At 67.3% G+C, this 25,757-nt stretch carries 22 protein-coding genes and 1 pseudogene; 8 read left to right on the forward strand and 15 right to left on the reverse strand.

The genetic code is table 11. The features are described 5' to 3' along the window. The first annotated feature begins 2 nt into the window (after positions 1–2). The gene (gene nirD, locus ACYQ1Z_RS00405) at positions 3–368 is read left to right on the forward strand and encodes a nitrite reductase small subunit NirD (protein ID WP_459790351.1); all 366 of its coding nucleotides are present in this window, start codon (positions 3–5) and stop codon (positions 366–368) included. A 60-nt stretch (positions 369–428) separates the two neighbouring features. Here nirD and ACYQ1Z_RS00410 read toward each other — a convergent pair whose 3' ends face one another. Beyond that, on the reverse strand, positions 429–2,177 hold the full coding sequence (locus ACYQ1Z_RS00410) for a phospho-sugar mutase (RefSeq protein ID WP_459790353.1): 1,749 nt from the start codon (positions 2,175–2,177) through the stop codon (positions 429–431). A gap of 101 nt (positions 2,178–2,278) precedes the next feature. After that, complete coding sequence (locus tag ACYQ1Z_RS00415; protein WP_459790355.1) at positions 2,279–3,097, reverse strand: purine-nucleoside phosphorylase; 819 nt, start codon at positions 3,095–3,097, stop codon at positions 2,279–2,281. Positions 3,098–3,202: 105 nt separating this feature from the next. On the opposite strand from ACYQ1Z_RS00415, the gene ACYQ1Z_RS00420 reads away from it, so the two are divergent. From ACYQ1Z_RS00420 to ACYQ1Z_RS00430, 3 genes are all read left to right on the forward strand, one after another. Further along, positions 3,203–4,618, forward strand: coding sequence for an NAD(P)H-quinone dehydrogenase (locus tag ACYQ1Z_RS00420; protein WP_459790356.1), 1,416 nt, complete (start codon positions 3,203–3,205; stop codon positions 4,616–4,618). 133 nt (positions 4,619–4,751) lie between these two features. Beyond that, positions 4,752–5,012 (forward strand): hypothetical protein, encoded by a 261-nt coding sequence (locus tag ACYQ1Z_RS00425; protein ID WP_459790357.1) that lies wholly within the window; start codon positions 4,752–4,754, stop codon positions 5,010–5,012. 8 nt (positions 5,013–5,020) lie between these two features. Beyond that, a complete protein-coding gene (locus ACYQ1Z_RS00430) occupies positions 5,021–5,206 on the forward strand; it encodes a PspC domain-containing protein (protein WP_459790358.1) in 186 nt (61 codons plus the stop codon). A 49-nt stretch (positions 5,207–5,255) separates the two neighbouring features. Here ACYQ1Z_RS00430 and ACYQ1Z_RS00435 read toward each other — a convergent pair whose 3' ends face one another. After that, complete coding sequence (locus ACYQ1Z_RS00435) at positions 5,256–5,564, reverse strand: hypothetical protein (RefSeq protein WP_459790360.1); 309 nt, start codon at positions 5,562–5,564, stop codon at positions 5,256–5,258. A gap of 346 nt (positions 5,565–5,910) precedes the next feature. On the opposite strand from ACYQ1Z_RS00435, the gene ACYQ1Z_RS00440 reads away from it, so the two are divergent. Both ACYQ1Z_RS00440 and ACYQ1Z_RS00445 read left to right on the forward strand, forming a co-directional pair. Continuing rightward, positions 5,911–6,240, forward strand: a complete 330-nt coding sequence (locus ACYQ1Z_RS00440; RefSeq protein ID WP_459790361.1) for a hypothetical protein — start codon at positions 5,911–5,913, stop codon at positions 6,238–6,240. A gap of 85 nt (positions 6,241–6,325) precedes the next feature. After that, positions 6,326–6,991, forward strand: coding sequence for a hypothetical protein (locus tag ACYQ1Z_RS00445; RefSeq protein ID WP_459790362.1), 666 nt, complete (start codon positions 6,326–6,328; stop codon positions 6,989–6,991). Positions 6,992–7,013: 22 nt separating this feature from the next. On the opposite strand, the gene ACYQ1Z_RS00450 is transcribed toward ACYQ1Z_RS00445, so the two are convergent. Genes ACYQ1Z_RS00450 through ACYQ1Z_RS00460 form a run of 3 tightly spaced genes read right to left on the reverse strand, consistent with a single transcriptional unit; the run spans position 7,014 to position 12,257 of the window. Then, positions 7,014–8,576 (reverse strand): FAD-dependent oxidoreductase, encoded by a 1,563-nt coding sequence (locus tag ACYQ1Z_RS00450; protein ID WP_459790364.1) that lies wholly within the window; start codon positions 8,574–8,576, stop codon positions 7,014–7,016. Beyond that, complete coding sequence (locus ACYQ1Z_RS00455; RefSeq protein WP_459790366.1) at positions 8,573–10,780, reverse strand: molybdopterin oxidoreductase family protein; 2,208 nt, start codon at positions 10,778–10,780, stop codon at positions 8,573–8,575. The genes ACYQ1Z_RS00450 and ACYQ1Z_RS00455 overlap by 4 nt, the downstream gene beginning before the upstream one ends. Before the next feature lies 1 nt (position 10,781). After that, positions 10,782–12,257 (reverse strand): MFS transporter, encoded by a 1,476-nt coding sequence (locus tag ACYQ1Z_RS00460; protein ID WP_459790368.1) that lies wholly within the window; start codon positions 12,255–12,257, stop codon positions 10,782–10,784. A gap of 272 nt (positions 12,258–12,529) precedes the next feature. Here ACYQ1Z_RS00460 and ACYQ1Z_RS00465 point away from each other — a divergent pair, with 272 nt between their 5' ends. Continuing rightward, positions 12,530–13,942, forward strand: coding sequence for an MFS transporter (locus tag ACYQ1Z_RS00465; RefSeq protein ID WP_459790370.1), 1,413 nt, complete (start codon positions 12,530–12,532; stop codon positions 13,940–13,942). A 152-nt stretch (positions 13,943–14,094) separates the two neighbouring features. On the opposite strand, the gene ACYQ1Z_RS00470 is transcribed toward ACYQ1Z_RS00465, so the two are convergent. The 6 genes from ACYQ1Z_RS00470 to ACYQ1Z_RS00495 all read right to left on the reverse strand — a co-directional run bounded on the left by ACYQ1Z_RS00470 (position 14,095) and on the right by ACYQ1Z_RS00495 (position 21,205). Continuing rightward, a complete protein-coding gene (locus ACYQ1Z_RS00470) occupies positions 14,095–14,826 on the reverse strand; it encodes a glutamine amidotransferase (RefSeq protein WP_459790371.1) in 732 nt (243 codons plus the stop codon). 50 nt (positions 14,827–14,876) lie between these two features. Beyond that, positions 14,877–15,317, reverse strand: a complete 441-nt coding sequence (locus ACYQ1Z_RS00475; RefSeq protein ID WP_459790373.1) for a YybH family protein — start codon at positions 15,315–15,317, stop codon at positions 14,877–14,879. An 18-nt stretch (positions 15,318–15,335) separates the two neighbouring features. Continuing rightward, a complete protein-coding gene (locus ACYQ1Z_RS00480) occupies positions 15,336–17,144 on the reverse strand; it encodes an acetyl/propionyl/methylcrotonyl-CoA carboxylase subunit alpha (protein ID WP_459790374.1) in 1,809 nt (602 codons plus the stop codon). Positions 17,145–17,287: 143 nt separating this feature from the next. Beyond that, positions 17,288–17,935 carry a Maf family protein gene (locus tag ACYQ1Z_RS00485; RefSeq protein ID WP_459790376.1) on the reverse strand — a complete coding sequence of 216 codons (648 nt, stop codon included), beginning with the start codon at positions 17,933–17,935 and terminating at the stop codon, positions 17,288–17,290. A gap of 9 nt (positions 17,936–17,944) precedes the next feature. Continuing rightward, positions 17,945–20,467, reverse strand: coding sequence for an MMPL family transporter (locus ACYQ1Z_RS00490; RefSeq protein ID WP_459790377.1), 2,523 nt, complete (start codon positions 20,465–20,467; stop codon positions 17,945–17,947). A 63-nt stretch (positions 20,468–20,530) separates the two neighbouring features. Next, positions 20,531–21,205 (reverse strand): TetR/AcrR family transcriptional regulator, encoded by a 675-nt coding sequence (locus ACYQ1Z_RS00495; protein WP_459790379.1) that lies wholly within the window; start codon positions 21,203–21,205, stop codon positions 20,531–20,533. Between the two features lie 177 nt (positions 21,206–21,382). Between ACYQ1Z_RS00495 and ACYQ1Z_RS00500 the strand changes: the two genes are divergently transcribed. Then, entirely contained in the window at positions 21,383–21,958 is a 576-nt protein-coding gene (locus tag ACYQ1Z_RS00500) for a hypothetical protein (protein ID WP_459790380.1), read from the forward strand. 156 nt (positions 21,959–22,114) lie between these two features. On the opposite strand, the gene ACYQ1Z_RS00505 is transcribed toward ACYQ1Z_RS00500, so the two are convergent. The 3 genes and pseudogenes from ACYQ1Z_RS00505 to ACYQ1Z_RS00515 all read right to left on the reverse strand — a co-directional run. After that, on the reverse strand, positions 22,115–23,554 hold the full coding sequence (locus ACYQ1Z_RS00505; protein WP_459790382.1) for a dicarboxylate/amino acid:cation symporter: 1,440 nt from the start codon (positions 23,552–23,554) through the stop codon (positions 22,115–22,117). A gap of 277 nt (positions 23,555–23,831) precedes the next feature. Next, positions 23,832–25,517, reverse strand: a complete 1,686-nt coding sequence (locus tag ACYQ1Z_RS00510; protein ID WP_459790384.1) for a DUF885 domain-containing protein — start codon at positions 25,515–25,517, stop codon at positions 23,832–23,834. Between the two features lie 112 nt (positions 25,518–25,629). Then, positions 25,630–25,757 (reverse strand): annotated as a pseudogene (locus ACYQ1Z_RS00515) (acyl-CoA carboxylase subunit epsilon); the annotation flags it as partial.

Below are 25,757 nucleotides of genomic sequence, written 5' to 3' on the forward strand. Positions count from 1 at the left end.
AGATGACGGCAACACTGGAACTTGGGGCACTTGACACCGGAACCGCCGCCGGATGGCACCGCGTCTGCTCCGTCGACGACCTGGAACTCTCCTGGGGCGAAGCCGCCCTGGTCGCGGGCCGGCAGATCGCCCTGTTCCGCACCGGGCTGAGCGAGGTCTTCGCCGTGGCACAGGAGGATCCCGCCACTGGAGCGCACGTTATGGCGCGCGGCATCCTCGGGTCCAAGGGCGCACGCCCCACCATCGCCTCGCCGCTGCACAAAGAGGTCTATGACCTAGAAACCGGGGAGTGCTTCAGCAATCCCGGGCTGCGGATCGAGGCCTTCGGCACCCGGATCGTCGACGGGTTCGTCGACGTGGAGCTGTAACGCACTTCGCAAAAAAGGGGCGCCGCCGGCGCCCCTTTTTAGGCGTTAAAGCCTGAGGCCTTAGAGCCCCAGGGCCTCGCTGACATCCCGGCGCACCTCATCCAGCGCGGCGCGGGCCGCCTGCCGTGCGGCCGGCAGCTCCGCGGCGGACGCTGCATGCTGGATGACCTCCAGGTAGCACTTGAGCTTCGGCTCAGTGCCGCTGGGCCGGATGATCACGCGCGTCAGGTTGCGGGTGACGTACAGCAGCCCGTCGGTGGCCGGCAGCTGTTCGGTACCCACGGCCAGGTCGGTGGACACTTCGACGGCGGAGGACCCGAAGGCCTCCGGCGGTGTAACGCGGAGCCGGTTCATCATGGCATCCAGGAGGCCGAGGTCCGCCACCCTGATGCTGAGTTGGTCGCTCGCGTGCAGGCCGTGCTTCAGGTACAGCTCGTCAAGGGTGTCGAAAATGGTTTTTCCCTCCGCCTTCGCGGCGGCGGCGAACTCGGCAATAAGGACGGCGGCCGAAATTCCGTCCTTGTCCTTCACAAGGTCCGGCGCCACGCAGTAGCCCAAGGCTTCCTCGTAGCCGTAGACGAGGCCGGGGACCCGCGAAATCCATTTGAAGCCGGTGAGGGTTTCCTCATGGGTGTAGCCGGCTTCGGCGGCGATCCGGGCCAGGAGCCGCGACGACACGATCGAATTGGCGAAGACGCCGGACGGTCCCTCGGACCCGTCAGCGTCTCCGGCCGCGAGCCGGGCAGCCACATGCGCGCCCAGCAGGGCTCCTACTTCGTCGCCGCGAAGCATCCGCCACGCCCCTGAGTCGGGGTCCTTAGCCGCGACTGCTGCCCGGTCGGCGTCGGGGTCGTTGGCGATCACAATGTCGGCGTCCAGCCGTGCCGCGGCTTCCAGGGCCAGGTCCAGGGCGCCCGGCTCCTCCGGGTTGGGGAAGCTGACGGTGGGGAAAGCCGGGTCCGGCTCAGCCTGTTCGGCCACCAGCGTGACGTCGGCGAAACCTGCCGCGTTCAGCACTGCCAGCGCCGTGGCACCGCCGACGCCGTGCATCGGGGTGAGCACGATGCGGAGGTCGCGGGCCGGGAAATGCTCCTTGTCTGCCAGGGCGGCCATGGCACTCTGGTAATCCGCGGCGATGGAACCGTCCAGCACGGTCCAGCCCTCGGAAGCCAGCGGAACCGACTCCAGGGGACCCACCTCGCTGATCCGGGACGCGATGTAGGCGTCGTAGGGTGCGACGATCTGGGCGCCGTTGCCGCTTTCGGGGACGGCATGGCGGCCCAGGTAGACCTTGTAGCCGTTGTCCTGTGGCGGGTTGTGGCTGGCTGTGACCATCACGCCGCCGTCGCACTCCAACGCACGGACAGCGTAGGCCAACAGGGGAGTGGGCAGCGCCTCCGGCATCAGGAAGGTCTCAATGCCCGCGGCGGTGAAAATCGCCGCGGTCTCCGCTGCGAAAACGTCCGAGTTGTAGCGGGCGTCGTATCCGACGACGGCGCGGGGCCGCGTTCCGGGCGCGGCCGTGCCCACCGCATCCACCAGGAAGGCGGCCAGGCCGGCAGCGGCACGGCGCACCACCACGCGGTTCATCCGGTTGGGTCCGGGACCCAGCGCCGCCCTTAGCCCCGCAGTGCCGAACTGGAGGGTGCCGCGGAAGCTGTCCTCGAGTTCCTGCCGGGCTGCCGGGTCGCCGCCCTCCACCAGCCGGACGAGGTCAAGGAGGGCTGCCGACGTTGCGGGGTCCGGGTCTTGGGCGGCCCAGGCGCGGGCTTCGTCGAGCAGGCGGAGATCGGCATCGGAAGACGTCATGGGCATAACGCTATCGTCATTGCTGCCGCACTTCGCGTAACGCGGGCTCTGTTCCGGCCCTCCGAAGGCCTGTTATTGGGCGATGGCTGACCCCTGGTTCATCAGAGTTTGGCGATGATATCGGCGAGGAGCCGCGAGATCCGCGGGCCGGCCGCCTGCCCCGATTCGATGACTTCCTGGTGGCTGAGCGGCTGCGGGCTGATGCCTGCAGCGAGGTTGGTGACCAGGGATATGCCGAACACCTCCATGCCTGCGTGCCGCCCCGCGATGGCCTCCAGCGCCGTCGACATGCCCACCAGGTCGGCGCCGATGCGCTTGGCGTACTGCACCTCTGCCGGCGTCTCGTAGTGCGGCCCCGTGAACTGGGCGTACACGCCCTCCTCGAGGGAAGGATCCACCTCGCGGGCCAGGTCGCGGATGCGGGAGGAATACAAATCTGTCAGGTCCACAAACGTGGCACCCTCCAGCGGGGAGGCCGCGGTGAGGTTTATGTGATCTTTGATGAGGACCGGCGTGCCCGGCGCCCATCCTTCATTGAGCCCGCCGCAGCCGTTGGTGAGGACCAGGGTGCTGCAGCCCGCGGCGGCGGCGGTACGGATCCCGTGCACAACGGCCCGTACGCCCTTGCCCTCGTAGTAATGCGTCCTGGCGCCCAGGACCAGGGCGCGTTTGCCCTCCCTGCCCAGCACCGAACGGATGGTGCCCACGTGGCCCTCCACCGCGGGAGCGTGGAAGCCGGGAACCTCTTCGGCGGACAGCGTGGCGGTGGTTTCGCCGATGAGGTCCGCTGCCGCACCCCAGCCGGAGCCCAGGACCAGGGCGACGTCGTGGCTGTCCACTCCTGTTTCCTCGGCAATGTAGTCGGCCGCTGCGCGGGCGGCGGCGAAGGGGTCCGTGTTCAGGAAGTCTGTTGTACTCACGAGTACAAGTTATCCTGCCGCTCCTGTTGCGCCCACCACACATCTGTGTGAAAAGGCTCCGGGATTCTTGGTGCTGCGCCTTCGAATGGGCGAGAATGTTGGATTGTGACTACGCATCCAGATTTCAGTTCACCCCGGATCGCAATCCTGGGAGGTGGTCCGGGCGGGTACGAAGCCGCCATGGTTGCCGCCTCGCTGGGGGCGCAGGTCACCATCGTCGAACGCGCCGGGCTCGGCGGATCGGCAGTCCTCACGGACGTTGTGCCGTCCAAGACGCTCATCGCCACGGCGGACCTGATGACCCGCGTGGCCGAGGCCGGCGAACTGGGCGTCAAGTTCGACGTCGACGGCGGCGACTTTGTCCCGGTAATGCGAGCGGACCTCAAGCACATCAACGACCGCCTGCTCAACCTTGCGCGGAGCCAGTCCAAGGACATCCATGACGGCCTGGAGAGCCAGGGCGTCCGCATCCTCGCCGGTTCCGGCCGGCTGCTGGACAACCACACCATTGAGGTCCTCACCGTGGACGGCACGGAGATCGTGGAGGCCGACACCATCCTCCTGGCGGTCGGCGCGCACCCGCGTGAGCTGCCCACCGCGCGCCCGGACGGCGAGCGGATCCTCAACTGGACGCAGATCTACAACCTGGACGAGCTGCCCGAGGACCTGATCGTTGTTGGTTCCGGCGTCACCGGCGCCGAGTTCGCTTCCGCCTACAACGGCCTCGGCTCCAGGGTCACGCTGGTGTCCAGCCGCGACCGCGTGCTGCCCGGCTCCGACGTGGATGCCGCCGTTGTCCTGGAGGAAGTGTTCGAACGCCGCGGCGTGCGGGTCCTGTCCCGCTCCCGCGCCGAATCCGTGGAACGCACCGACGACGGCGTCGTCGTCACCCTGGGCGACGGGACCAAGGTCACCGGCAGCCACTGCCTGCTTTGCCTGGGCTCCATCCCCAACACTGCCGGCATCGGCCTCGAGGAAGCGGGCGTGGCACTCAGCGAAAGCGGCCACATCAAGGTCGACGGCGTGTCCCGCACCTCCGCGCCCAACATCTATGCCGCCGGCGACTGCACCGGCGTCCTCCCGCTCGCGTCCGTCGCCGCAATGCAGGGCAGGATCGCCGTCGCGCACTTCATGGGCGACGTGGTGACACCGCTGAAGCTGCACCAGGTGGCGTCCAACATCTTCACGTCTCCGGAAATCGCGAACGTGGGCGTGTCGGAGGCCGAGATCGATTCCGGCAAGTACCAGGGCGACGTGGTGAAGCTGTCCCTCCGCAGCAACGCCCGCGCCAAGATGCGCAACGCCAAGGACGGCTTCGTGAAGATCTTTGCCCGGAAGGGCTCCGGCACGGTGATCGGCGGGGTTGTGGTTGGTCCCAACGCTTCCGAACTGATCTTCCCCATCTCGATTGCGGTCAAGCAGAAACTGCACGTGGACGACGTCGCCAGCACCTTCACCGTGTACCCGTCGCTGACCGGATCCATCTCCGAGGCCGCACGGCGGCTTCACGTCCACCTCTAGAGGGGGCGGGCAGGGGACGGGAAAGTCTGGACCCTGCCCGTGCCGCATGCATAGACTCCTTCAAGGACCGGCCGGGAATTCCATTCGAATTTCCGGCCGTCCCTTTATCAGCCATTGATGCGAGGAGAGTCCCATGGAACTGCAGGACGTCAAGTGGAACGAGCAGGCCCGGGAGAAGATCCTCCTGGACGCAGACCGGGCATTGCAGGAGGCGGTCAAGGAGGCTGCCTCGTCCTTGCCGGATGCAGGGAAGGAAGAGGTGTACAAGTTCCTGTTTGAAAAGCTGAAGCCGCAGTTCGTTGACTTCCAGCCCGGGCCGGACCTGACCCAGTACGCCGAGGCCGTGGCCGGCGGGGAATTCTCCGCTAACGGTGAATCACAGGCTGAAGGGTAGGTCCGGGCATGTCCATGGCTCTCGTGCGTCCCCGCCGTGGCAAGATGATCGGCGGCGTCTGCGCTGCCCTCGCCACGCGCTTCGGACTTCCCAAATTCCTGGTGCGCCTCGGCTTCGTGATCTTCGGCCTGGTGGGCATCGGGGAACTGGTCTACATCGCGCTCTGGATCATTATTCCCAAGGAGCAGGGGTAAGTCAGCGGAATGGGTTGGCCCCGGGAATCGGGGCCAACCGCATGGCTCGTTATGGGCCCATCCCCTCGAAAGCCTCCGGGTACGGCCAATCGTGCCCGTTGCAGAGCGTTCCGGGACGTTCGAACGACGTCTTGTCTGTTGGATCCAGGAAGTCGGCCCGCACCGCCTGCCCGTAGGACTGCACCCGGCCGCCCTCAACCGGATCGTCAGGCTCGTCGTTGAGCCCGGAGAAGGAGCAGATGGAGTTGGCGTGCTCCGGGCCCCGTTCTGTCTGCCCTTGGGCGAAGGCAGGCCCGCTGCTCAAACCGACCAGCGCCAGGGTACAGACTGCGGCGCCCAGCAGTGATTTCCTATGCATGGCTTTCCTCTTTCCGTGGATTTTTGCGCATCGGGACACACCCGTGGCGGGAACGATACGCAGGCGGTAGTGGTTCCGGTAGGCGTAGGGCCAATCACTGTGGGAACCCACATCAGATTTCCGGCAGGGGATTGGGGCTCCTGCATACGCGGACTGCGCTGTTACACTCTGCTCATGATCGGGCCTCCCCTTTGCGGGAAACGGGCTGGTGCGTCCCAGGCAGCGGCGCTTCATCATCAGCAGTTTGGCCTGGGCGTCCTTTATGCTGCTGCGAGCGGCGTCTGCATTGGTTCGCTGGCCGGAGCGGTAGCCTGATGTGCATCCGGCGGGCGTGAGGAAGCGCAGCATGAGAGATGACGTTCCCGACTTCCCCAAGCTCCCGCCTCCGCCACGGGACGGCCAACTGGGGCTTGCAACTGTCTTCGGTGCCTTGGGGCTGTATGTGATCTACCTTTGGGCAACGATTGCCGTTGGCCCTCCCATGGCGTGGGCCAGCAGCCTCCTCGCCGGACCGTCAGCCCTCGTGCCGGTCATCGTCTATCTGGGCATGGCCATTGTCCTGGCTGTCGAACCCCGTACTGCCAGGACGGGCGCCGGGCTGCTGATCGGCTTGGGTATTTTTACGCTGCTCGGCGGGGGACTATGCGTGGGGTCCCTTGTGCAGGTGGGGATTTAGGACTGAACGGCTGGGCTGACGGGCGGCCGGCAACGCGGACTTTGGACTCTGGAACGCAGCAGGCGGACAGCCGGACACTGGGACCATGGTTGATTCCGGGTCCCTTGCCCCGCGGCTCCGCTGCTTCAAGCGTGCCCTTGTGGTGCCGGCCGCGGCGCTTGGCCTTTTGCTCGTCTCATGCGCCCCGCAAGGCGGTTCAGCGCCGCCGGCAGGGGGATCCGGGGTGCGGCAGGGAGAAGAAAGCCCGGCCTGCGAGCTCATCACCTACGACATCGCCGCCACTGTCCTGCCGGGACTCACCCCTGTTGGGCAGCAGAGTGCGCAGCGGCCGCCGGGCACCAAGGCCTACCTGTGCAGCTACTCAAACAAGTCCATGGAGGGCGGCATGGTTGCGCTGTCCGTGGCCCTGACATCACCGGCTTCGGACGGCGACAAAGCCAGGGCCAGATCGATGCCCGACTGTACCCCGGTTCAAGGCATCGGTGATTTCGCCTGCCTGCAGTGGACCGGCTACTTCCAGGGTGAAGCCGGGGGTGCATCCGCCAACGTGGTCCTGCATGCTGTCCGCGGCGATGAAGTTCTCGAGATGCCCTATGTTGTGTCCGGTCCCATGAACGGCGGCAGTACTCCCGACGGCGGCGCGATGGCCGGTGCCGTAGCGCAGGCTGCCGTGGATGCGGGGTGGGGCAATGGAGAGGAGCTGGTTGTGCCGGCTGCCCCGCCCGTGGGCCCACTGTCCGCTACGAAGTGATGAAGGGACTGCGGCCCCCTACTCAGGCGGCCGCGACCGCCTGGAAGTGTTTTTCGATGATCCCCTTGATGTCCTCGTGGCAGCCGCCGCAGCCTGTGCCGGCACGAGTGGCCTTGGAGACTTCTGCCACGGTGGAGCAGCCATCCCCGACGGCGCCCTGGATGGCAGCACCGCTGACTCCGGCGCACCGGCAGACGGTACCGGCGGGATCGGCAGCTGCTGATCCGGGCACCTGGTCCGGCCCGTCCAGCCGCAGCAGCAGCGAGCGGTCCGCCGGCAGCTCCGCGGAACGCTCAAACAGTCCCACCAGCTCGGCCGCCGTGCGGGGCATGCCGACGGCCACGAGCCCTTCCAGGACGCCGCCGCGGGTGGTCATTTTTACGTAGCGGCCGTGCTCCGGGTCGGCCCACTGGGAAACCTGGAGCCGGGGACGGCCGTTGGCTGCGCCGGCGCTCAGTGCTTCCTCGTCCCAGGGGTCGGCAGTGTTGTCCCCGGCGACGGCCATGTTCAGGCCGCGGGCCTTGAGGACAATGACCCCTGGCTTTTCGGCCGGCAGTTCGGGGAGCAGGTCGGCCTCCGCCGCGAGGCCGGAGGCCAGGAGCGTCAGGTACTCCGCGAGCCACTCGGCCTGGCGCCACCCCGGACCCACCAGCCCGGACGGACCCTTGGCGTTCCGGCAGTCCGGGCAACCAGGGTCAGGGCAGCGCACCTCCGCGCAGTCGCCGATGGCGAAGATGTGCGGCTCGTGGTGGGCCCGCAGCCGGTGGTCCACGAGGATCCCGGAACCTGTGGACAACCCGCAGCCTTCAGCAAGCCCGGTGCGGGGACGGACGCCGCACGAGATGACCAGGAGGTCCCCGTCGATCGCCGAACCGTCATCGAGCAGCAGTGCCGAGAATCCGCCGTCGGGCGCGTTGTGCTCAACGCCGATGGAGCGCGCGTTGCCGGCCATCCGCACGCCGCAGCGACGCAGCTCCGCGGCCAGGACGGACCCGCCGCCCCGGTCGATGTTGCGCCCCAGCGGGTACGGGCCGTTGTGGACCACCGTGACAGTGGCGCCTTCCTCGGCGGCGGCCAGGGCTGTCTCCAGGCCCAGGATTCCGCCGCCAAGGACCACCACGCGCTTGCCGCCGTCGACCGCCTGCCGCAGCACGTCGGCGTCCCGCAGATCCCGCAGGGCCGTCACGCCGGCCGGCAGGACAGGGGACGTGGGGTCGGGGTTGATGCCTGTCAGATTGGGGATGACGGGCCGCGAACCGGTGGCGAAGACCAGGCGGTCATAGTGGACGGCCGCACCGTCGTCGAGGAGGACCTGCTGCCGGGCGCGGTCCACCCGGCGGACGCGGGTGCCGAGCCGGACGTCTACACCCTCGGCAACCAGCGCGGCGGCGTCCGCGAGTGCCAGTGCGTCAACGGTGGTGCGTCCCACGCCGAGGTCGGCCACGAGTACCCGGTTGTAGGCAGCCTCCCTTTCCTGGCCCACCACCGTCAGCCCGGCCTGTCCGGACCGCACGGCGGGCAGGAGCTCGTCCACCAGCCGGGCGGCAACCGGACCGAATCCCACAATGACAATCTGCTCGCTCATGAGGCCTCCATCGTCTGAAGCACTGTGCTGGTCACGGGCGCGGCCACGGGCCGGACCCATACCTGGTTGAACTTGAACTCGGGCATCCCGGAAATCGGGTCCGTGGCGGCTTCCGTCAGGCGGTTGGCGCTTTCGAGTTCGGGGAAGTGGAAGGGAAGGAACACCGTCTCAGGGCGGATGGCCGTGCTGATCTCCGCACGGCACACCACCTCGCCTCGTTCGTTGGCCACGGAGACCAGGGCGCCCTCGGTGATGTCCATGGCGGCCGCCGCGGCCGGGTGGATTTGAACCCTGGCTTCCGGCCGGGACGCCAGCAGTTCGGGCACCCGCCTCGTCTGCGATCCGGACTGGTAGTGCTCCAGCAGGCGGCCCGTGATGAGGGTCATGGCCTTGGCGCCGGCCTCAGGGCCGGCAACAGGCGTACGACGGCGGCGCGGCGTCACGGGCGTCATAACCGCCTTGCCGTCGGGGTGGGCAAAGCGGTCCCGGAACAGCCGGGGTGTGCCGCTGCTGCCCGCGGGGTAGGGCCAGTAGGCGGCTTCGCCGCGGTCCAGCATGGCGTAATCGATGCCGGAGTAATCGGCCGGCCCGCCTGCTGAAGCGAGCCGGAGTTCCTCGAACACCGTCTCCGGGTCCTCGCTGTAGGTGGACGGGGCGTCGAGCGCTTCAGCAAGCCGGGCCATGATCCAGAGTTCGCTGCGGGCACCCGCCGGCGGGGTAAGCGCCCGGCGGCGGCGGAGTACACGGCCTTCCAGGTTCGTGAGGGTGCCTTCCTCCTCCGCCCACTGCAGGACGGGAAGGATAAGGTCGGCCTCGGCTGCGGTTTCCGACATGAAGAAGTCGCACACCATGAGGAAGTCCAGGCTGCGGAGGCCGGCAATCACGGCGTTGGCGTCGGGGGATGCCACCACAATGTTGGACGCGTGGACGAAAAGGCACCGGACGCCGTCGTCCTTCCCCAGGGACTTCAGGAGCTGCACGGCGGGGAGCCCGGGACCGGGGATCAGGTCCTCCGGGACGCCCCAGACGCCGGCCATGTGGGCGCGGGCAGCGGGATCGGTGATCTTGCGGTAGCCGGGAAGCTGGTCTGCCTTCTGGCCGTGCTCCCGGCCGCCCTGGCCATTGCCCTGGCCGGTGAGCGTGCCGTAGCCGCTGCGGGCGGAACCGGGCAGCCCCAGCAGGAGGCTGAGGTTGATGGCGGCGGTGGCGGTGTCAGTGCCGTCAACGTGCTGTTCCACGCCCCGGCCGGTGAGGATGTAGCTGCCGCCCTTGCGGGCTCCCGCGGCGAGCCGGCGGGCGGTTTCCCGGATCAGTTCTGCCGGGACTCCGGTGAGGGACTGGACGCGTTCGGGCCAGAACGCGTTGACGCTGCGGGCTACGGCGCTGTAGCCGGAGGTGCGTTCCTCGATGTAGGCGGTGTCCACCAGATTCTCGTGGATGACCACGTGCGAGATGCCCAGCAGGAGGGTGAGGTCTGTGCCCGGCAGGGGCTGGAGGTGGATACCACCGCCGTCGGAGGTGAAAGCCGCCGTGGCGGAACGGCGGGGATCCACCACGATCAGCCCGCCGGCGTCGCGCGTTCCCTTAAGGTGCTGGACGAAGGGCGGCATGGTTTCGGCCACGTTCGAGCCGAGCATGAGGATGGAGCTGGCGCTGTCCAGCGCCTCCAGCGGGAACGGCAGGCCGCGGTCCACCCCGAAGGCGCGCATACCGGCGGCGGCCGCGGAGGACATGCAGAAGCGGCCGTTGTAATCGATGCGCGAGGTCCCCAGGGCCAGGCGGGCGAACTTGCCCAGCATGTACGCCTTTTCGTTGGTCAGCCCGCCGCCGCCGAAAACGCCGACGGCGTCAGCACCGTAGCGTGCGCGGGCGTCCTTCACGGCGGACACGGCGATGTCCAGGGCGTGCTCCCAGCTGATGGGCCGGTGGACGCCGTCTGCGCCCTTGAGCAGGGGCTCGGTGATGCGGCCGGGGTGGTTTAGCAGGGTGGCGGAGGTCCAGCCCTTGCGGCAGAGCCCGCCGCGGTTTGTCGGAAATTCCCGGCCTTGTACTTCGAGGGGGGCAGCCGTGGCTGCAGGGGCGGTGGAAAGTGCCACGGGGACTGGCCCCGGCTGGGAAGCCGGGGCCAGTTCCGCTGGTGACGTGAGCGTCATGGCGCACTGCAGGGCGCAGTAAGGGCAGTGCGTGTCGGCGCTGTTGGTCATGTTAGACGTGTCCCATCGCATTTCGGTTGGCGTTGCGGATGTAGAAGAACCAGCACACTGCCAGCATCAGGGCGTAGGCGCCCACGAAGCCGTAGAAGGCCGGGGTGTAGGAACCGCTGGCGGAGTTGGAGGCGTTCAGGACCTGGGGGATCACGAACCCGCCGTAGGCGCCGATGGCGGAGATGAGACCGAGGGCCGAGGAGGCCAGGCGCTGCGTGGCCACGGAGCTGGCGCCCGACTTCGCGGCCCGGCTGGAGGTGGCGAAAATGACCGGGATCATCCTGTAGGTGGCGCCGTTTCCGAAGCCGCTGGCCGTGAAGAGCATCAGGAACAGGACCAGGAACAGCCAGAAGTTCTTCAGCGGCAGGGTCCAGATCATGGTCAGGGTGATTGCGGCCATGGTGGCGAAGGCCGCCACGGTCATCCGGGCGCCACCCATCCGGTCAGCCATGCGGCCGCCGTAGGGGCGGGCAAGGGAGCCGACCAGCGGGCCAAGGAAGGCCAGGGACAGTGCCACGGCGCCGACGCTGATGGAGGAGAACTCGGGGAAGTAGTCCTTGATGAGCTTGGGGAAGACACCGGCGAAGCCGATGAACGAACCAAACGTGCCGATGTACAGCAGCGCCATGATCCACAGGTGAGGTTCCTTCAGGGCTGCCACCGAGCCGGCGACATCCCCCTTGGCGCTGGTCAGGTTGTTCATGTACTTCCAGGCACCGAAGGCGGCGACCAGGATGAACGGTACCCACATCCAGCCGGCCAGCGGCAGGTTGACGGTGCCCATGGCGAGCAGGGTGATGGCAATCGGCACGGCGAGCTGCGCGACGGCGGCACCCATGTTTCCGCCGGCTGCGTTCAGGCCGAGGGCCCAGCCCTTTTCACGCGCCGGGTAGAAGAAGGTGATGTTGGCCATGGAGCTGGCGAAGTTGCCGCCGCCGAAGCCTGCCAGGGCGGCCACCAGGAGCATCACGCCGAACGGGGTTTCCGGGTTGGATACACACAGGGCCAGGCCGATCGAGGGGATCAGCAGCAACAGGGCTGAGACGATGGTCCAGTTGCGGCCGCCAAACCTGGGGACCATGAACGTGTAGGGGATACGGAGCGTGGCGCCCACCAGGCTGGGCATCGAGATCAGCCAGAAAATTTCCGAAGTGCTGAACGTGAACCCGGCTGCGGGGAGCTGGACCACCACAATGGACCACAGCTGCCAGACGACAAAGCCGAGGAATTCGGCGAAGATGGACCAGTTGAGGTTGCGGCGGGCAATGGTACGGCCTGCGGATTCCCACTGTTCCTTGTTCTCGGCATCCCAGTTGGCGATCCAGCGGCCGGGGCGGAATTCAAGGGCGGGAGCGTCTGCGGTGCGGGTAGTGCCGGGCTGTGCGCTGGCGGATGCGGTTGCGGCTCCAGGGCCTGTGGCGTCATCAAGGTCCAGGGCATTGCCGGCGCCGGCATCAGCGGTGCGGTCAACAGTCACGGGGTACCTCCTTCAGGGGATGTTGTTCCTCCAAGGTAGGTACGGCGCGTTTCACGGACGGACGCCTGATGTTAACGGGCTGTGACATTTGCCTATCGGCGGCTTTCCGGCAACGTTAGGCCGCGTGAGGTTCGAAAAATGAGACGCACGGCACACGTCCGCATAGTGGATCTTTCGTCCATTGACTGGACCGCGGGAACTAAGATTGGACTCTAACTATTTCGCGCCGGAGGCTCTCCAGTGCCCCGGCCGGTTCTCACGAAAGCGTTTACATGTCTTCCACCGATACGTCCACGGTGCCGGTCCCGTCCCAGCCGGTGAACTCGCGCGGGCGCGTGATCGTCGCCAGCCTCATTGGCACCACGGTCGAGTTCTACGACTTCTACGTCTACGCCACCGCCGCGGTGCTCGTTTTCCCGCAGCTCTTCTTCCCCAGCGCCAACGAAACCACCCAGCTGTTGAGCTCCTTCGCGGTGTTCGGCGTTGCGTTCATTGCCCGCCCGCTGGGCTCGATCGTCTTCGGGCACTTCGGTGACAAGTTCGGCCGCAAGGGCACCCTGGTCGCCTCGCTGCTGACCATGGGTATCGCCACGTTCCTCATCGGCTGCCTGCCCACCGCCCTCGTGCCGGGCTGGCAGTTCTGGGCTCCGGCCCTGCTGGTGGTCATGCGGTTTGCCCAGGGCCTTGCCCTCGGCGGTGAATGGAGCGGCGCGGCCCTGCTGGCCACCGAAAACGCGCCCGCCAACAAGCGCGCCATCTACGGCACGTTCCCGCAGCTCGGTGCCCCGATCGGCTTCATCATCGCCAACGTCATCTTCCTGGTGTTCAGCTATGCCCTGTCCCCGGCCGACTTCATGGCGTGGGGCTGGCGCGTGCCGTTCCTGCTCAGCGCCATCATGGTGATCATCGGCCTGTACGTCCGGCTCAAGCTGATCGAAACCCCCGCCTTCACCAAGGTGATCGAGTCGAACGAGGTCGCCAAGCTGCCCCTTGGCCGCGTCTTCAAGACCAGCTGGCGGCAGCTGATCCTGGGCACATTCATCATGCTGGCCACCTATGTGCTGTTCTACCTGATGACCACGTTCACCCTGACTTACGGCACCCGCCCCGCCAGCCTGGAAGCGGCCCGGGCGGCTGCGGAGAAGGCAGGCAAGCCCATGACCGAGGCCGCCGCAGCGGCGTTTGTGCCCGGACTGGGCTACACCCGCAACGACTTCCTCTGGATGCTGATTGCCGGCGTCGTCTTCTTTGGCATCTTCACCCTGGTCTCCGGTCCGCTGGCCGAGAAGTACGGCCGCCGCAAGATGCTGATCACTGTCACCGCCGGGATTTTCGCTTTCGGCCTGCTGTTCGTCCCGCTGTTCAGCGGCGGGTTCGTCGGCACCATGGCGCTGCTGATCATCGGCTTCTCCCTGATGGGCCTGACCTTCGGTCCCATGGGCGCGCTGCTGCCGGAACTGTTCCCGACGAATGTCCGGTACACCGGCTCGGCCGTCAGCTACAACTTCTCCAGCATCCTGGGTGCAGCGGTGGCACCGTTCATCGCCGTTGCCCTCTGGGAGGCCGCGGACGGCAGCCCGGTCCTGGTGGGTATCTACCTGACCGCCATGGCCGTGCTGACGCTCATCGCGCTCTTTGTCAGCAAGGAGACCCGCGACCTCGACTACGAGAACAACGTCGCCTGACCTTCCAGCCTGGACGTTCCAGCCCGGTTCGTGACTGAGATGCCCGGTGTGTTCCCCGATTTCGCGGGGGACGCGCCGGGCATCCGGCTTTCCGGCAGGGTGTAACCGGGCAGGAAGACGCGACGGCGGTGGTCCCCGGACATGCCGGGATGTCACCGGGCGTAGCGTGCCACGAAGTTGCGGAGGATCTTCATGGGTTCGGTGACAATGAACTGCCGCGCGTTGTCCATCAGTTCTTCAGCGGACTCCGGTGGGAAGTAGCCGGCATGCCGGTAGATGTCGATGCGGGTGCACAGGCCTTCGGCATCCAGTTCGGGATGGAATTGGGTGGCGTAGAGGTTGGTGCGGATCCGGAACATCTGCACCGGGCAGGCAGCCGACCGCGCCAGCAGCACGGCGTGCGGCGGCAGCGAACTGCACGCTTCCTTGTGGCCGGCAAACGCCGTAAACGCCTGCGGCAGCCCCTGCAGCAGCGGGTCCTGCAGGCCGTCGTCAGTGAGGCTGATCTCCACGGCTGCGAGTGGCTCGCCGTAGGTCCGGTCGATCACGGCGCCCTGGTGCCTTCCCAGCGTCCCGACTCCATAGCAGGCGCCCAGGAATGGGGAATCGCGGGCGACCAGCTGGTCCAGCAGGCCTGACAGTTCCCGTTCCACCCGGTGCTGGGTGGCGGTCTTGTGTTCCGGCGGGTCGCTGGACGTGAACGGACTGCCGCCCACGATCACGCCGGAGTAGTGGGAAAGGTCGAGTTCCGGCAGGGGAGCTGCTTCGAGCCGGATCCGCCGCAGCTCGCGCTCCTCCAAACCGCCGTACTCCAGGTACGCAGCGTACTCATCTTCGGCGGCGGCTTCCTCGGCGCGGGAGGCCAGGAGCAGGAAAGGCAACATCTGCTAAGTGTGCCTGCTCCCGGCCTAACGTGTCAGCAGCCTGCGGCCGCCTAGCTCGCCGCCGGCTGGCTCAGTGAGCGGCGGGACTGCGGCCGTGCTGCCGGGTCCGCGTGCCGGTGGACGAGTTTCCAGTAGCCTTCCTCGCGGCGGAAGACGCTGGTCACGCGGAGCGCAAACTCCTCGGCAACGGGCGCTCCGTCCAGCCGGGCCCGGAAGTGTTCGGTCTCCACCAGGTAGGCGGTGTCCCGGGCCGTGTAGGACGTCACGGTATCGAAGCCCAGCATCTCGCCGTCCTGGAACTGCCGTGCGGCCTGGTCAAGCCGCGCTTCCACCTGCGCCCAGCCGCGGGCGATGCCGCCAAACGGGTTGGCGAGCGTGACGTCGTCAAGCCGCGAGTACAGGTCCTTGATGGGGGCGGGGTTGCCCCGCGTGATTTCGGGAACCGCCGCGTGGTAGCGGTCGACTTCTTCCTGGAAGCTGGGTGCGAGCATGGATGCCTCCGGGGCTTTCTAGTCTTCGATCATGGCGATGATGGCGCCCGCGGACACCGTTTCGCCGGAGGAGGCTTCCAGCCCGATGATCGTGCCGGAACGGTGCGCGGTCAGGGGCTGCTCCATCTTCATCGCCTCCAGGACCACCACAAGGTCGCCCTCGGCCACCACGTCGCCATTGGTGACGGCAACCTTGACGATGGTGCCCTGCATGGGGGAGGTCAGGGCATTGCCGGTGGCAGCTGCCGGACCGCCGGAGCGGACACGCTTCTTCGACTTGGCCGGCTTCGCCGCGGCAGCGGATCCGGTGCCGGACGCACCCAGGGATGCGGGAAGGACCACTTCCAGGCGCTTGCCACCCACTTCCACCACCACGCGCTGGCGCTCCTCGGCACTCTCCTCACCAGCAGCGCCGTCGGGCGTCCAGGCCGGAAGGTTGTTGACGAACTCGGTCTCGATCCAGCGGGTGTGGACCTTGAACGGACCCTCGGCCGGTGCGAACGCCGGGTCGGACACCACAGCGAGGTCGAAGGGGATAACGGTGGGGATGCCTTCCACCACCATTTCCTCCAGTGCACGGCGGGACCGCTCCAGTGCCTGCCGGCGGCTGGCGCCGGTGACAACCAGCTTGGACAGCATCGAGTCGAAGTTGCCGCTGATGACGTCGCCCTGTTCGATGCCCGAGTCGATCCGGACACCGGGGCCGGTGGGGTTCTTCAGGACGCGGATGGTGCCGGGGGCGGGCATGAAGTTCCGTCCGGGGTCCTCGCCGGTGATGCGGAACTCGAAGGAGTGCCCGCGGACTTCGGGATCCCCGTAGCCGAGCTCTTCGCCCCGGGCCAGCCGGAACTGTTCACGGACCAGGTCGATGCCGGTGACCTCTTCGGAAACACAGTGCTCCACCTGGAGCCGGGTGTTCACTTCCAGGAAGGAGATAGTGCCGTCCTGGCCCACGAGGAACTCGCAGGTGCCGGCGCCGAGGTAACCGGCTTCCTTGAGGATAGCTTTGGAGGATTCGTACAGCCGCCGGTTCTGTTCCTCGGTCAGGAATGGGGCGGGGGCTTCCTCGACCAGCTTCTGGTTGCGGCGCTGCAGCGAGCAGTCACGGGTGGACACCACCACGACGTTGCCCTGGGCGTCGGCCAGGCACTGGGTTTCGACGTGCCGGGGGGAGTCGAGGAAGCGCTCGATGAAGCATTCGCCCCGGCCGAACGCAGCGGTGGCTTCACGGACCGCGGATTCGTACAGTTCGGGGATTTCCTCGCGGGTGCGGGCAACCTTGATGCCGCGTCCGCCGCCGCCGAATGCCGCCTTGATGGCAACGGGCAGGCCGTGGCGGTCCACGAAGTCCAGGACTTCCTGGGCGGACTCCACGGGGTCGGCCGTTCCGGGAACCAGGGGTGCACCCACTTTTTCGGCTATGTGGCGGGCCTGGACCTTGTCGCCCAGGGCGGCAATCGCTTCGGGGGAGGGGCCGATCCAGGTGATGCCGGCGTCGATCACGCGGGCGGCGAACTGGGCATTTTCGGCCAGGAAGCCATAGCCGGGGTGGATCGCGTCGGCGCTTGACTGGCGCGCGGCGTCGATGATCTTGTCCATCACCAGGTAGGACTCGGCGGCAGTGGTGCCGCCCAGTGCGTAGGCCTCGTCAGCGAGGCGGACGTGCAGCGCGTCGCGGTCGGGGTCCGCGTAGACGGCGACAGAGGCGATGCCTTCGTCGCGGGCGGCGCGGATGATGCGGACGGCGATTTCACCGCGGTTGGCGACCAGCACCTTCGTGAGGGTGGACGGCGTAAAACCTGCGGACTGCTCCGAATTTGCTGACAAGGCGTCTCCTTCTTTCCTTCAGGGAGCCTAGCGCGGTTTTGGAGGTTCCGCCGATATTACTTGCGGAATCCGCGTGTAAACGGCCGAGGCTTTGTAGGGAAGCTACAAGAGCCGCCCAAAGATGTCCTTTTACTGCCCCGCATCTACTGTGGCGCCCAAAGATCGGTGATGCGTACGTTCGCGGATGCCAGCAGGCCCCGCAGGGTGGACACGGAAAGGCCGACGACGGCGTGCGGGTCGCCGTCGACCTTCCGGATGAAAGCACCGCCAAGGCCGTCAATCGTGAACGATCCCGCACAGTGCAGCGGCTCGCCCGTGGCGATGTACGCCTCGATCTCCTCGGCGTCCATTTCAAGGAAGGAGACCTCGGCGGATGACACCGCCCCGAGTGTGGCACCCGAGCCGGGATCCCCGCCGTCGTCCTCAGGGTCGGTGTCCCGGCAATCCACCAGCCAGTGCCCCGTGTGCAGCACCCCGGCATTGCCGCTCATGCGAAGCATCCGCTCCCTGGCGACGTCCGCCGTGTATGGCTTGCCGTGTGCCTCGCCGTCGAACTCGAACACCGAATCGCAGCCCAGGACCAGTGCGCCTTCCGCCTCGGGCAGTGCGGCCACCGCCTCCGCCTTGGCGCGGGCCAGCAGCAGGGCGGTGTCGTGGGGATCGGTGACGCCGTAGTGGGCCTGGACGGCGGCCTCGTCGACGTCGGACACCAGGACCGAGTGCGTGACGCCGGCCTCGGTCAGGAGTTTGGTGCGGGCGGGGGACTGGGAAGCAAGAATCAGGCGGAGCACTGTTTCAGCCTAGTGGACCAGTTCCCCGGATGCCGTGGCGGCCTCCGGCCGGTGCAGCTTGGCGCCCTCCACGTCCACGTCCGGCAGGATGCGGTCCAGCCAGCGCGGCAGCCACCAGGACTTTTCGCCCAGCAGGTACATCACGGCCGGGACGATGGTCATGCGGACCACGAAGGCGTCGAGGAGGACACCGAACGCCATCGCGAAGCCCAGCGGCCGGACCATGGTGAGGTGGCTGAAAATGAAGCCGGCGAAAACGCTCACCATGATGATCGCGGCGGCCGTGACCACGGCGGCAGCGTGCCGGAAGCCCACCCGGACCGCTTCCTTGGCGGTGGAGCCGTGCATGTACGCCTCCCGCATCCCGGAGGCGATGAACACCTGGTAGTCCATGGCCAGGCCGAACAGCACGCCGATCAGGATGATCGGCAGGAAGCTCAGGACAGCACCGGGGTTGGCCACGTCAAAGACATTGCCCAGCCAGCCCCACTGGTACACGGCCACCACCGCGCCGAAGGCCGCGGCGAGGGACAGCAGGAAGCCGCCCGTGGCCAGCAGCGGCACCACGATGGAACGGAACACGAGCAGCAGCAGGATCAGGGACAGGCCGACGACGATCGCCAGGTAGGGCGGGAGGGCGTCGCCGAGCTTGGTGGAGACGTCGATGTTGCCGGCTGTTTGCCCGGTCAGGCCCATCGAAACGTCGTGGTCCGCCTTGATGTCGTCATTCAGGCCCCGCAGTTCGGAGACCACCTTGACTGTGCTGGCGCTGGCCGGGCCTTCCTTGGGGATGACCTGGAACACGGCGGTCCGGCGGTCGTCACTCAGGGCAACCGGGACCGCGGCCACGACGTTCTCCACGGACCGGAGCTTGTCTGCGATGTCGTACTGCAGGGTTTGTGCCTGCGCCTCGTCCAGGTTGGCAGGGAACTCGCCCACGGCCACGATGGGTCCGGTGACGCCCTCGCCGAAGCTGCGGGCAGTCAGGTCGTACGCCTTGTAGGCCTCGGACTCCACGGGTTCGGAGCCGCCGTCGGGAAGCGCCAGCTGCAGCTGGGTGGCCGGCAGTGCAAGGGTGCCGAGCAGGAGGACGCCGGCCAGCAGGGCAAGGAGGGGGTGCCTGGTGACGAGGCCGCCCCAGCCGTGTGTGCTGCGTTCGCGGTCCCTGGCGTCGTCTGCTGCTTCATGGCCGGGCTCGGCGTTGTGCGCCTCGGCCTTGGCCCAGGCACGCCTGGAGATGATCCTGCGCCCGATCAGGGACAGCATGGCGGGGGTCAGCGTGATGGCGACCAGTACCGCGACGGCGACAGTGCCGGCGGCTGCGAGGCCCATCACGGCGAGGAACGGGAGCCCGGGGACCACCAGGGCGGCGAGGGCGATGATCACGGTGAGTCCGGCGAAGACCACCGCGTTGCCGGAGGTGCCGGTGGCGCGGGCCACGGATTCTTCCGGGTCCATCCCCGCCAGGAGCTGGGTGCGGTGCCGGTTGACGATGAACAGTGAGTAGTCGATGCCGACGGCCAGGCCCAGCATGAGCGCCAGCATCGGGGAGATGGAGCTCATGTCGAACAGCCCGGAGAGGGCAAAGGTGATGCCGACGCCCACGCCGACGCCCACAACGGCCATCAGCAGCGGAAGGCCCGCGGCCACCAGGGTGCCCAGCATGATGATCAGGACCAGTGCCGCGACGGCGATGCCGATAATCTCCGCGATGCCGAACAGCTCCGAGATGTCCTCGGTGATTTCCTTGCTGGCCAGGGCGGTGACCCCGGCGGCAGAGGTCTCATGCGCAATCTCCTGCACCTGCTGGCGGACCTCGGGGGCCAGGCCGTTGATGGACGTGTTGAACTGGACCTGGGCTACGGCCGCGCGGCCGTCTTCGGAGACAAAACGGATGGCCGAAGATGCTTCGGCCTGCCGTTTGCCGAACTCCAGCTTGGCCTTGCTGGCCTCCAGCTCCCGGATGCCCGCGTCCAGGCGGGCCTGCCCTTCGGCCAGGGCAGCTTTTTGCTGGCCCAGCTGCGCGTCGACCAGGGCTGCCGGAGCGCCCGCCGCCGCAAGCTGCTGCTCTGCTGCCTCAAGCTGGGCTTTGCCTGCCTCCAGCTGCGCCCGGGAGGCGTCCAGCTGTGCCTGCCCCGCGGCCAGCTGCCGCTCACCGTCGGTGATCGCCTGGCCCGCCTGGTCAACCTGGGCCTGGGTGGCGAACGGGTCAACGGTGCCGCGGACCTCGGGGACCGTCTCCAGTTTCTTCAAGGCGTCGGTGACCGCGGCGCGGCTGGACTCCGTGAACCCGCCCTCGGGGGCCTCGAACACGATCGTGGCGGTACCGCCGGACGCGGAGGGAAGCTCCTCTTTCAGCTTGTCCGCGATGCGCTGGGTTTCCGTGCCCGGAATCTGGAAGTTATTGGAAAGCGTGCCGTGGAAGGCTGCCGCGGAGCCTCCGACAGCGACGAGGGCGGCAAGCCACAACGAGATGACCAGCCAGCGCCGGCGGTAGGAAAACGTGCCGAGTCGGTAGAGGAACAGTGCCATGGGAGGGGACCGATCTGATCAGGAGTGACGGGAGTTTAGCGTGGACAATGTGCAGGCGGGGATTTAGTGCCGTCCGCCGGGGTGCGGGCCCGCATTGAACCCGGCGCCGAGCAGCGCCATGGCGTCGATGAGGAGCTGCCGCAGCTCGCCGAGGGATTCCGGCGAGAGGTCGGGACCGCGCCGGGTGAACCAGACTTCCATGGCCGCCTTGCCGCAGGAGATGACCGAGCCGGCCAGCGCGTGGATGTACAGTTCGTCGGGCGCGCCCGGGGTTCCGGCCGCCCGTTCCCTCGCAACCGCGAAGACCTGTTCCCGGCAGTGGTCCCACGCCTCAAGTTCGGTGTGTGACATCAGGGGACTTTGCCGGGTGAGGGTGAAGAGTTCAGCGAGCGGTGCCACCGCCTTGGGATCGGCCAAAGCCACCAGGGCGGCTTCTGCCGATTTCAGGAGGGGCTCCCCGGCGGGCCGGAGCCTCAAATGCCGGATGGCGGTGTCCAGGAAGTTGTGGACGATGGACGCCAGTGCGGCGTCGGTGCTGCTGAAGTAGTTGAAGAACGTCCGGCGGGAAATCCCGGCCGCCTCGGCGATGTCCTCGGCCGTGAAGTTGCCCGGGCCCCTGGTGCGGAGGAGCTTCAGGGAGGCGTCGGTGATGGCCTGCCGGGTGGCCGCCTTGTTGAGCTCCCGGCGGGACTGGGCAGTCACGGCTTCTGCCGGCGCTGCTGCTGGAGTGGTTGGCACGCATTTACACTATGTGCAACTTTGCACTGTGTACAAGTTTGCACTGTGGGCAAGTTTTTTTCACAGCAGAATGAAAGGTTCCCGAAAGCTCCCGCTGAACCTGTTTTCCGATGCTTGTTATGCCCCGCAGGGGCAAACCATTTGCAGCCGTCGTTGACGGCGGATCAGGAGACACAAATGTCACATACAAAGAAGATGACCCTTGGCCTGTCAGCCGCGGCGCTGGCCCTCGCTGCTGGGATTGGCGTTGCCGGAGTCGCCTCCGCCACCACCACGCCAACGCCCACCCCGAGTGCCAGCTCCAGCGCGTCCGCGGACGGTGGCGCCGCGCAGGGCGGGATGGGCAAGCATGGCGGGCATGGTAGTGAGCGTGGTGTGGCGCAGGCATCCGCGCTCGCTGAGAAGCTGGGGGTGGAGGAGGCCAAGGTCACGGAGGCCCTTCAGGCGTTCCGTGAGGCCAACAAGCCCGGCACTCCGCCCGCGGAAGGTACAGCGCCTTCTGAAGGGAGCAAGCCGGACGCTGCCGCCCGCGACGCCGCCCTGGCCAAGTCGCTCGCAGAATCACTTGGCATCGAAGAGTCCAAGGTCACTGCCGCCCTGGAGGAACTGCGCGCTGAACGGCAGGCGGAGAAGGCGGCTGCCCTCAAGACCCGCCTGGACCAGGCCGTCGCCGACGGCAAGCTGACCCAGGCCGAGGCGGACGCCGTCACCAAGGCCGTGGAAAACGGCATTATCGGCGCCGGCCGACACTAGGCGGCCACGCCGCAAACGGGGGCACTTGGCGGCCCCGCAGGTTAGATGCCGGACATTAAACACAGGAAGTCCCCGGGTGGAATTCCCGGGGACTTCCCTCGATCACACTCTGCTGGCCGACAGCTGCGGATCACACACCGTGTGGCAGGCCGTAGGTCAGGCCTTGGCGTCCTGCAGCTCGCGGGCCGTGGTGTCCGTGCTGGTCCCGTCGGAGGGGGCAGCGTCGCTGTCCGTGGCCTCCTCCACAAACGGGGTGCCGTTGCGCGGTGCGTTGTACAGTCCCTCGTCGAGGATTCCCTGGCGCTTGGCCACGATGGTGGGCACCAGTGCCTGGCCGGCGACGTTCACCGCGGTGCGGCCCATGTCCAGGATCGGGTCGATGGCCAGCAGGAGGCCGACGCCGGCCAGCGGCAGCCCCAGCGTGGAGAGCGTCAGGGTGAGCATCACCACGGCGCCGGTGGTGCCGGCCGTTGCTGCCGAGCCGAGGACGGACACCAGGGCGATCAGCAGGTACTGGCTGAAGTCGAGCTGGATGCCGAAGAACTGGGCCACGAAGATCGCAGAAATCGCGGGGTAGATGGCTGCGCAACCGTCCATTTTGGTGGTGGCGCCCAGCGGCACCGCGAAGGAGGCGTAGGCGCGGGGCACGCCCAGGCTGCGTTCAGTGACGCGCTGCGTGAGCGGCAGTGTGCCCACGGAAGAGCGGGAGACGAATGCCAGCTGGACGGCGGGCCAGACGCCGGAAAAGTACTGCTTGACGGAGAGGCCGTGGGTACGGACCAGGATGGGGTAGACCGCGAAGAGAACCAGGGCCAGGCCCACGTAGATGGCGGCGGTGAACTTGCCCAGCGAACCGATGGTGTCCCAGCCGTAGACAGCCACGGCGTTGCCGATCAGGCCGACGGTGCCGATGGGGGCGATGCGGATGATCCACCACAGGACCTTCTGGATCACGGCGAGGGCGGAGGCGTTCAGGTTCAGGAACGGCTCGGCGGCCTTGCCCACCTTGAGGGCTGCCACGCCGACGGCGATGGCGATCACCAGGATCTGCAGGACGTTGAAGCTGACGGACGTGGTGACCGCGCCCGACTCGGCAACCGTGGAGCTGGCGCCGAGGCCGAGGAAGTTCTTGGGGAACAGACCGATGAGGAAGGCCCACCAGTCACCAACCTTGCTCGGGGCTGAACCTTCGCCGGTGATGCCGGTGTTGGCGCCCGGCTGCAGGAGGACGCCCAGGCCGATGCCGATCAGCACGGCGATCAGGGAGGTGATGGCGAACCACAGCAGGGTGTTCCATGCCAGCTTTGCGGCGTTGGATACCTGGCGGAGGTTGGAGATGGAGCTAACCACGGCGGTGAAGATCAGGGGAACGACGGCGGTCTGCAGCAGCGAGACGTAGCTGGAACCGATGGTCTGCAAGGTGGCGCCGAGCCCGTTGGGGCTGGCCTTGGTGCTGCCGGTGTACTTGGCCAGCAGGCCGAGTCCGAGGCCAACGATGAGCGCGGCGATGATCTGGAAGCCGAAGGAGCCAGCCCACTTGGGGAGCTGGAAGCCGGGCTTCCCGGCGGGTGCGGGAGTGCTTGTCTGAGTGGTCACCCGAATACGCTAGGACCAGACAAATACCACGTCGAACCAACATTGAGAAATATTACGCGCCACAGAATGCTGAAGAATCAAGAAAACCCCCCCAAATCAAGGGTTGCGGCGGCTTTTGTTACTTATTCCCTGCGACGGTGTGCTTAAAGTCTCCCTGGTGTCCGGCGCAAAAGGGCAGACGAGGGGGCCTTCCGGCAGCTTGCGTCAAAGCGACGAAGGAGCAGCAAGCAGAGGAAGGCGCCCTCGGCGGCCCGGGGGGTGGGCCGCGGAGCCGGGACTATGAGAGCAGTGCCCGGCGCAGGGTGTCGAGTCCTACCGAGCCGATGTTCAACGCCTTCGTGTGGAACTCCTTGAGGTCGAACCCGGGCCGGGCCTCAAGTTCGGCACGGATCTGCTCCCACAGCCGCTGGCCCACCTTGTAGGAGGGTGCCTGCCCCGGCCAGCCGAGGTAACGGGCGAACTCGAAGTTGAGCTGGCCTTCGCTGATGGCCAGGTTCTGCTTGAGGAACCCGTACCCCTTGTCCGGAGTCCAGGTTCCCGACCCCCAGCGTTCCGGCATCTCGAGCTCGAGGTGCACGCCGATATCGAACACTACGCGCGCGGCGCGCATCCGTTGCATATCCAGCATGCCCATGTGGTCGCCCGGGTCGTCCAGGTAGCCCAGTTCCTGCATCAGTTTTTCGGCGTACAGGGCCCAGCCTTCGCCGTGGCCGGAGGTCCAGCACACGTTCCGCCGCCACTTGTTGAGCAGTTCGCGCCGGTAGGTGGCGGTGGCCACCTGGAGGTGGTGGCCGGGGACGCCCTCGTGGTAGACGGTGGTGGTTTCCGCCCACGTCGTGAAGGTGTCTTCGCCCGCAGGGACGGACCACCACATGCGGCCCGGCCTGCTGAAGTCGTCGGAGGGGCCGGTGTAGTAGATGCCGCCCTCATCCGTCGGGGCGATGAGGCATTCGAGCTTCTTCATCACGTCCGGAATATCGAAGTGCACTCCGGCGAGTTCGGCCCCGGCTTTGTCGGAGAGTTCCTGCATCCATTCGCGCAGTGCCTCTTTGCCCTTCAGCCGGCGTGCGGGGTCGCTGTTCAGGATCTCCTTGGCTTCGGCAATTGATGCACCCGCCTTAATGCTGGCCGCCACCTGCTCCTGGCCGGAGATGATCCGTTCGAGTTCTTCCACGCCCCACGCGTACGTTTCCTCCAGGTCCACGGTGGCACCGAGGAAGGCGCGCGAAGCGAGGGCGTAGCGTGCCCGTCCTACGGCGTCCTTCTCCGGCGCCGCGGGCAGCAGTTCATTCTTGAGGAATTCGGCAAGCCGTGTGTAGGCGCCCCGGGCGGCGGCAGCGCCGGCGTCGAGCTTTTCCTGTACGTCTGCGGTGAGCGGCCCCGCCCCGGTGGCGGCGCCGGCGGCCAGCCTGGCGAAGAAGCCGTCTTCGGCGGCGTATTTCGTGGCCTGTTCGATGACGATCCTGACCTGCCGCGCCGCTGCCACCCGGCCGGCGTCGCGCGCCATGGCCAGTGATTCGATGTAGCCTGCGATCGCCCCGGGCACGTTGTGGGCCCGGCCAGCGATGTTGGCCCAGTCCTGCGCGGTGTCTGTCGGCATCAGGTCGAAGATCGCGCGGATGTCCTGGGCAGGGGATGCGATGTTGTTCAGCTCCGCGTATTCCCAGCCGGATGCGTGGATGAGCAGCTGCAGGCCAAGGCGTTCCTGCATCGCGTCCAGGGTCACGGCGTCCACGTCGTCCTGCGGCTCCAGGCCTTCAAGGGCCGCCAGGGTGTTGCGTGCCGCCTCGGCAAACCCGGCGATGCCCGCAGGGGAGAAATCCTGGTACTCGGTTTCGTGCCCCGGGATGCCCAGCGTCGTGGCGAACGTGGGGTTCAGCCGGATCAGGGTTTCGGTGTACTCGTCCGCGACGGCATCAATGGGGGAGTGCGGGCGTGTTGCGGGAGCGGTCTCGGTAGTCACCTCCCGAGACTAACCCGGGCCGCCGCGCCAACAAAGGAACTCCCGCCGGTGGGCCCACGCCGGCGAGGGACCCAAGTCGAGCGAAGCGAGGCTTGGGAGCCGGCGGGGAGGATCAGCCCTTGCTGCGCTTCCAGGCGCCCGGGCCGGGGGTGGGGGCGAGCCGCAGCTGCTGCCGGCGCACCCAGTGCCGGACGTTCGGCGTCCGGGCGGGCGCGGGGTCCGCCCCACCCCAGGACAATA

Source organism: Arthrobacter sp. AD-310 (genome assembly GCF_054656615.1).

Coding starts and splice junctions, on each gene's coding strand:
- nirD (WP_459790351.1), top strand. CDS start 3: ATGACGGCAACACTGGAACTTGGGGCACTTGACACCGGAACCGCCGCC.
- ACYQ1Z_RS00410 (WP_459790353.1), bottom strand. CDS start 2,177: ATGACGTCTTCCGATGCCGATCTCCGCCTGCTCGACGAAGCCCGCGCC.
- ACYQ1Z_RS00425 (WP_459790357.1), top strand. CDS start 4,752: ATGGAACTGCAGGACGTCAAGTGGAACGAGCAGGCCCGGGAGAAGATC.
- ACYQ1Z_RS00430 (WP_459790358.1), top strand. CDS start 5,021: ATGTCCATGGCTCTCGTGCGTCCCCGCCGTGGCAAGATGATCGGCGGC.
- ACYQ1Z_RS00435 (WP_459790360.1), bottom strand. CDS start 5,564: ATGCATAGGAAATCACTGCTGGGCGCCGCAGTCTGTACCCTGGCGCTG.
- ACYQ1Z_RS00440 (WP_459790361.1), top strand. CDS start 5,911: ATGAGAGATGACGTTCCCGACTTCCCCAAGCTCCCGCCTCCGCCACGG.
- ACYQ1Z_RS00445 (WP_459790362.1), top strand. CDS start 6,326: ATGGTTGATTCCGGGTCCCTTGCCCCGCGGCTCCGCTGCTTCAAGCGT.
- ACYQ1Z_RS00450 (WP_459790364.1), bottom strand. CDS start 8,576: ATGAGCGAGCAGATTGTCATTGTGGGATTCGGTCCGGTTGCCGCCCGG.
- ACYQ1Z_RS00455 (WP_459790366.1), bottom strand. CDS start 10,780: ATGACCAACAGCGCCGACACGCACTGCCCTTACTGCGCCCTGCAGTGC.
- ACYQ1Z_RS00465 (WP_459790370.1), top strand. CDS start 12,530: ATGTCTTCCACCGATACGTCCACGGTGCCGGTCCCGTCCCAGCCGGTG.
- ACYQ1Z_RS00470 (WP_459790371.1), bottom strand. CDS start 14,826: ATGTTGCCTTTCCTGCTCCTGGCCTCCCGCGCCGAGGAAGCCGCCGCC.
- ACYQ1Z_RS00475 (WP_459790373.1), bottom strand. CDS start 15,317: ATGCTCGCACCCAGCTTCCAGGAAGAAGTCGACCGCTACCACGCGGCG.
- ACYQ1Z_RS00490 (WP_459790377.1), bottom strand. CDS start 20,467: ATGGCACTGTTCCTCTACCGACTCGGCACGTTTTCCTACCGCCGGCGC.
- ACYQ1Z_RS00500 (WP_459790380.1), top strand. CDS start 21,383: ATGTCACATACAAAGAAGATGACCCTTGGCCTGTCAGCCGCGGCGCTG.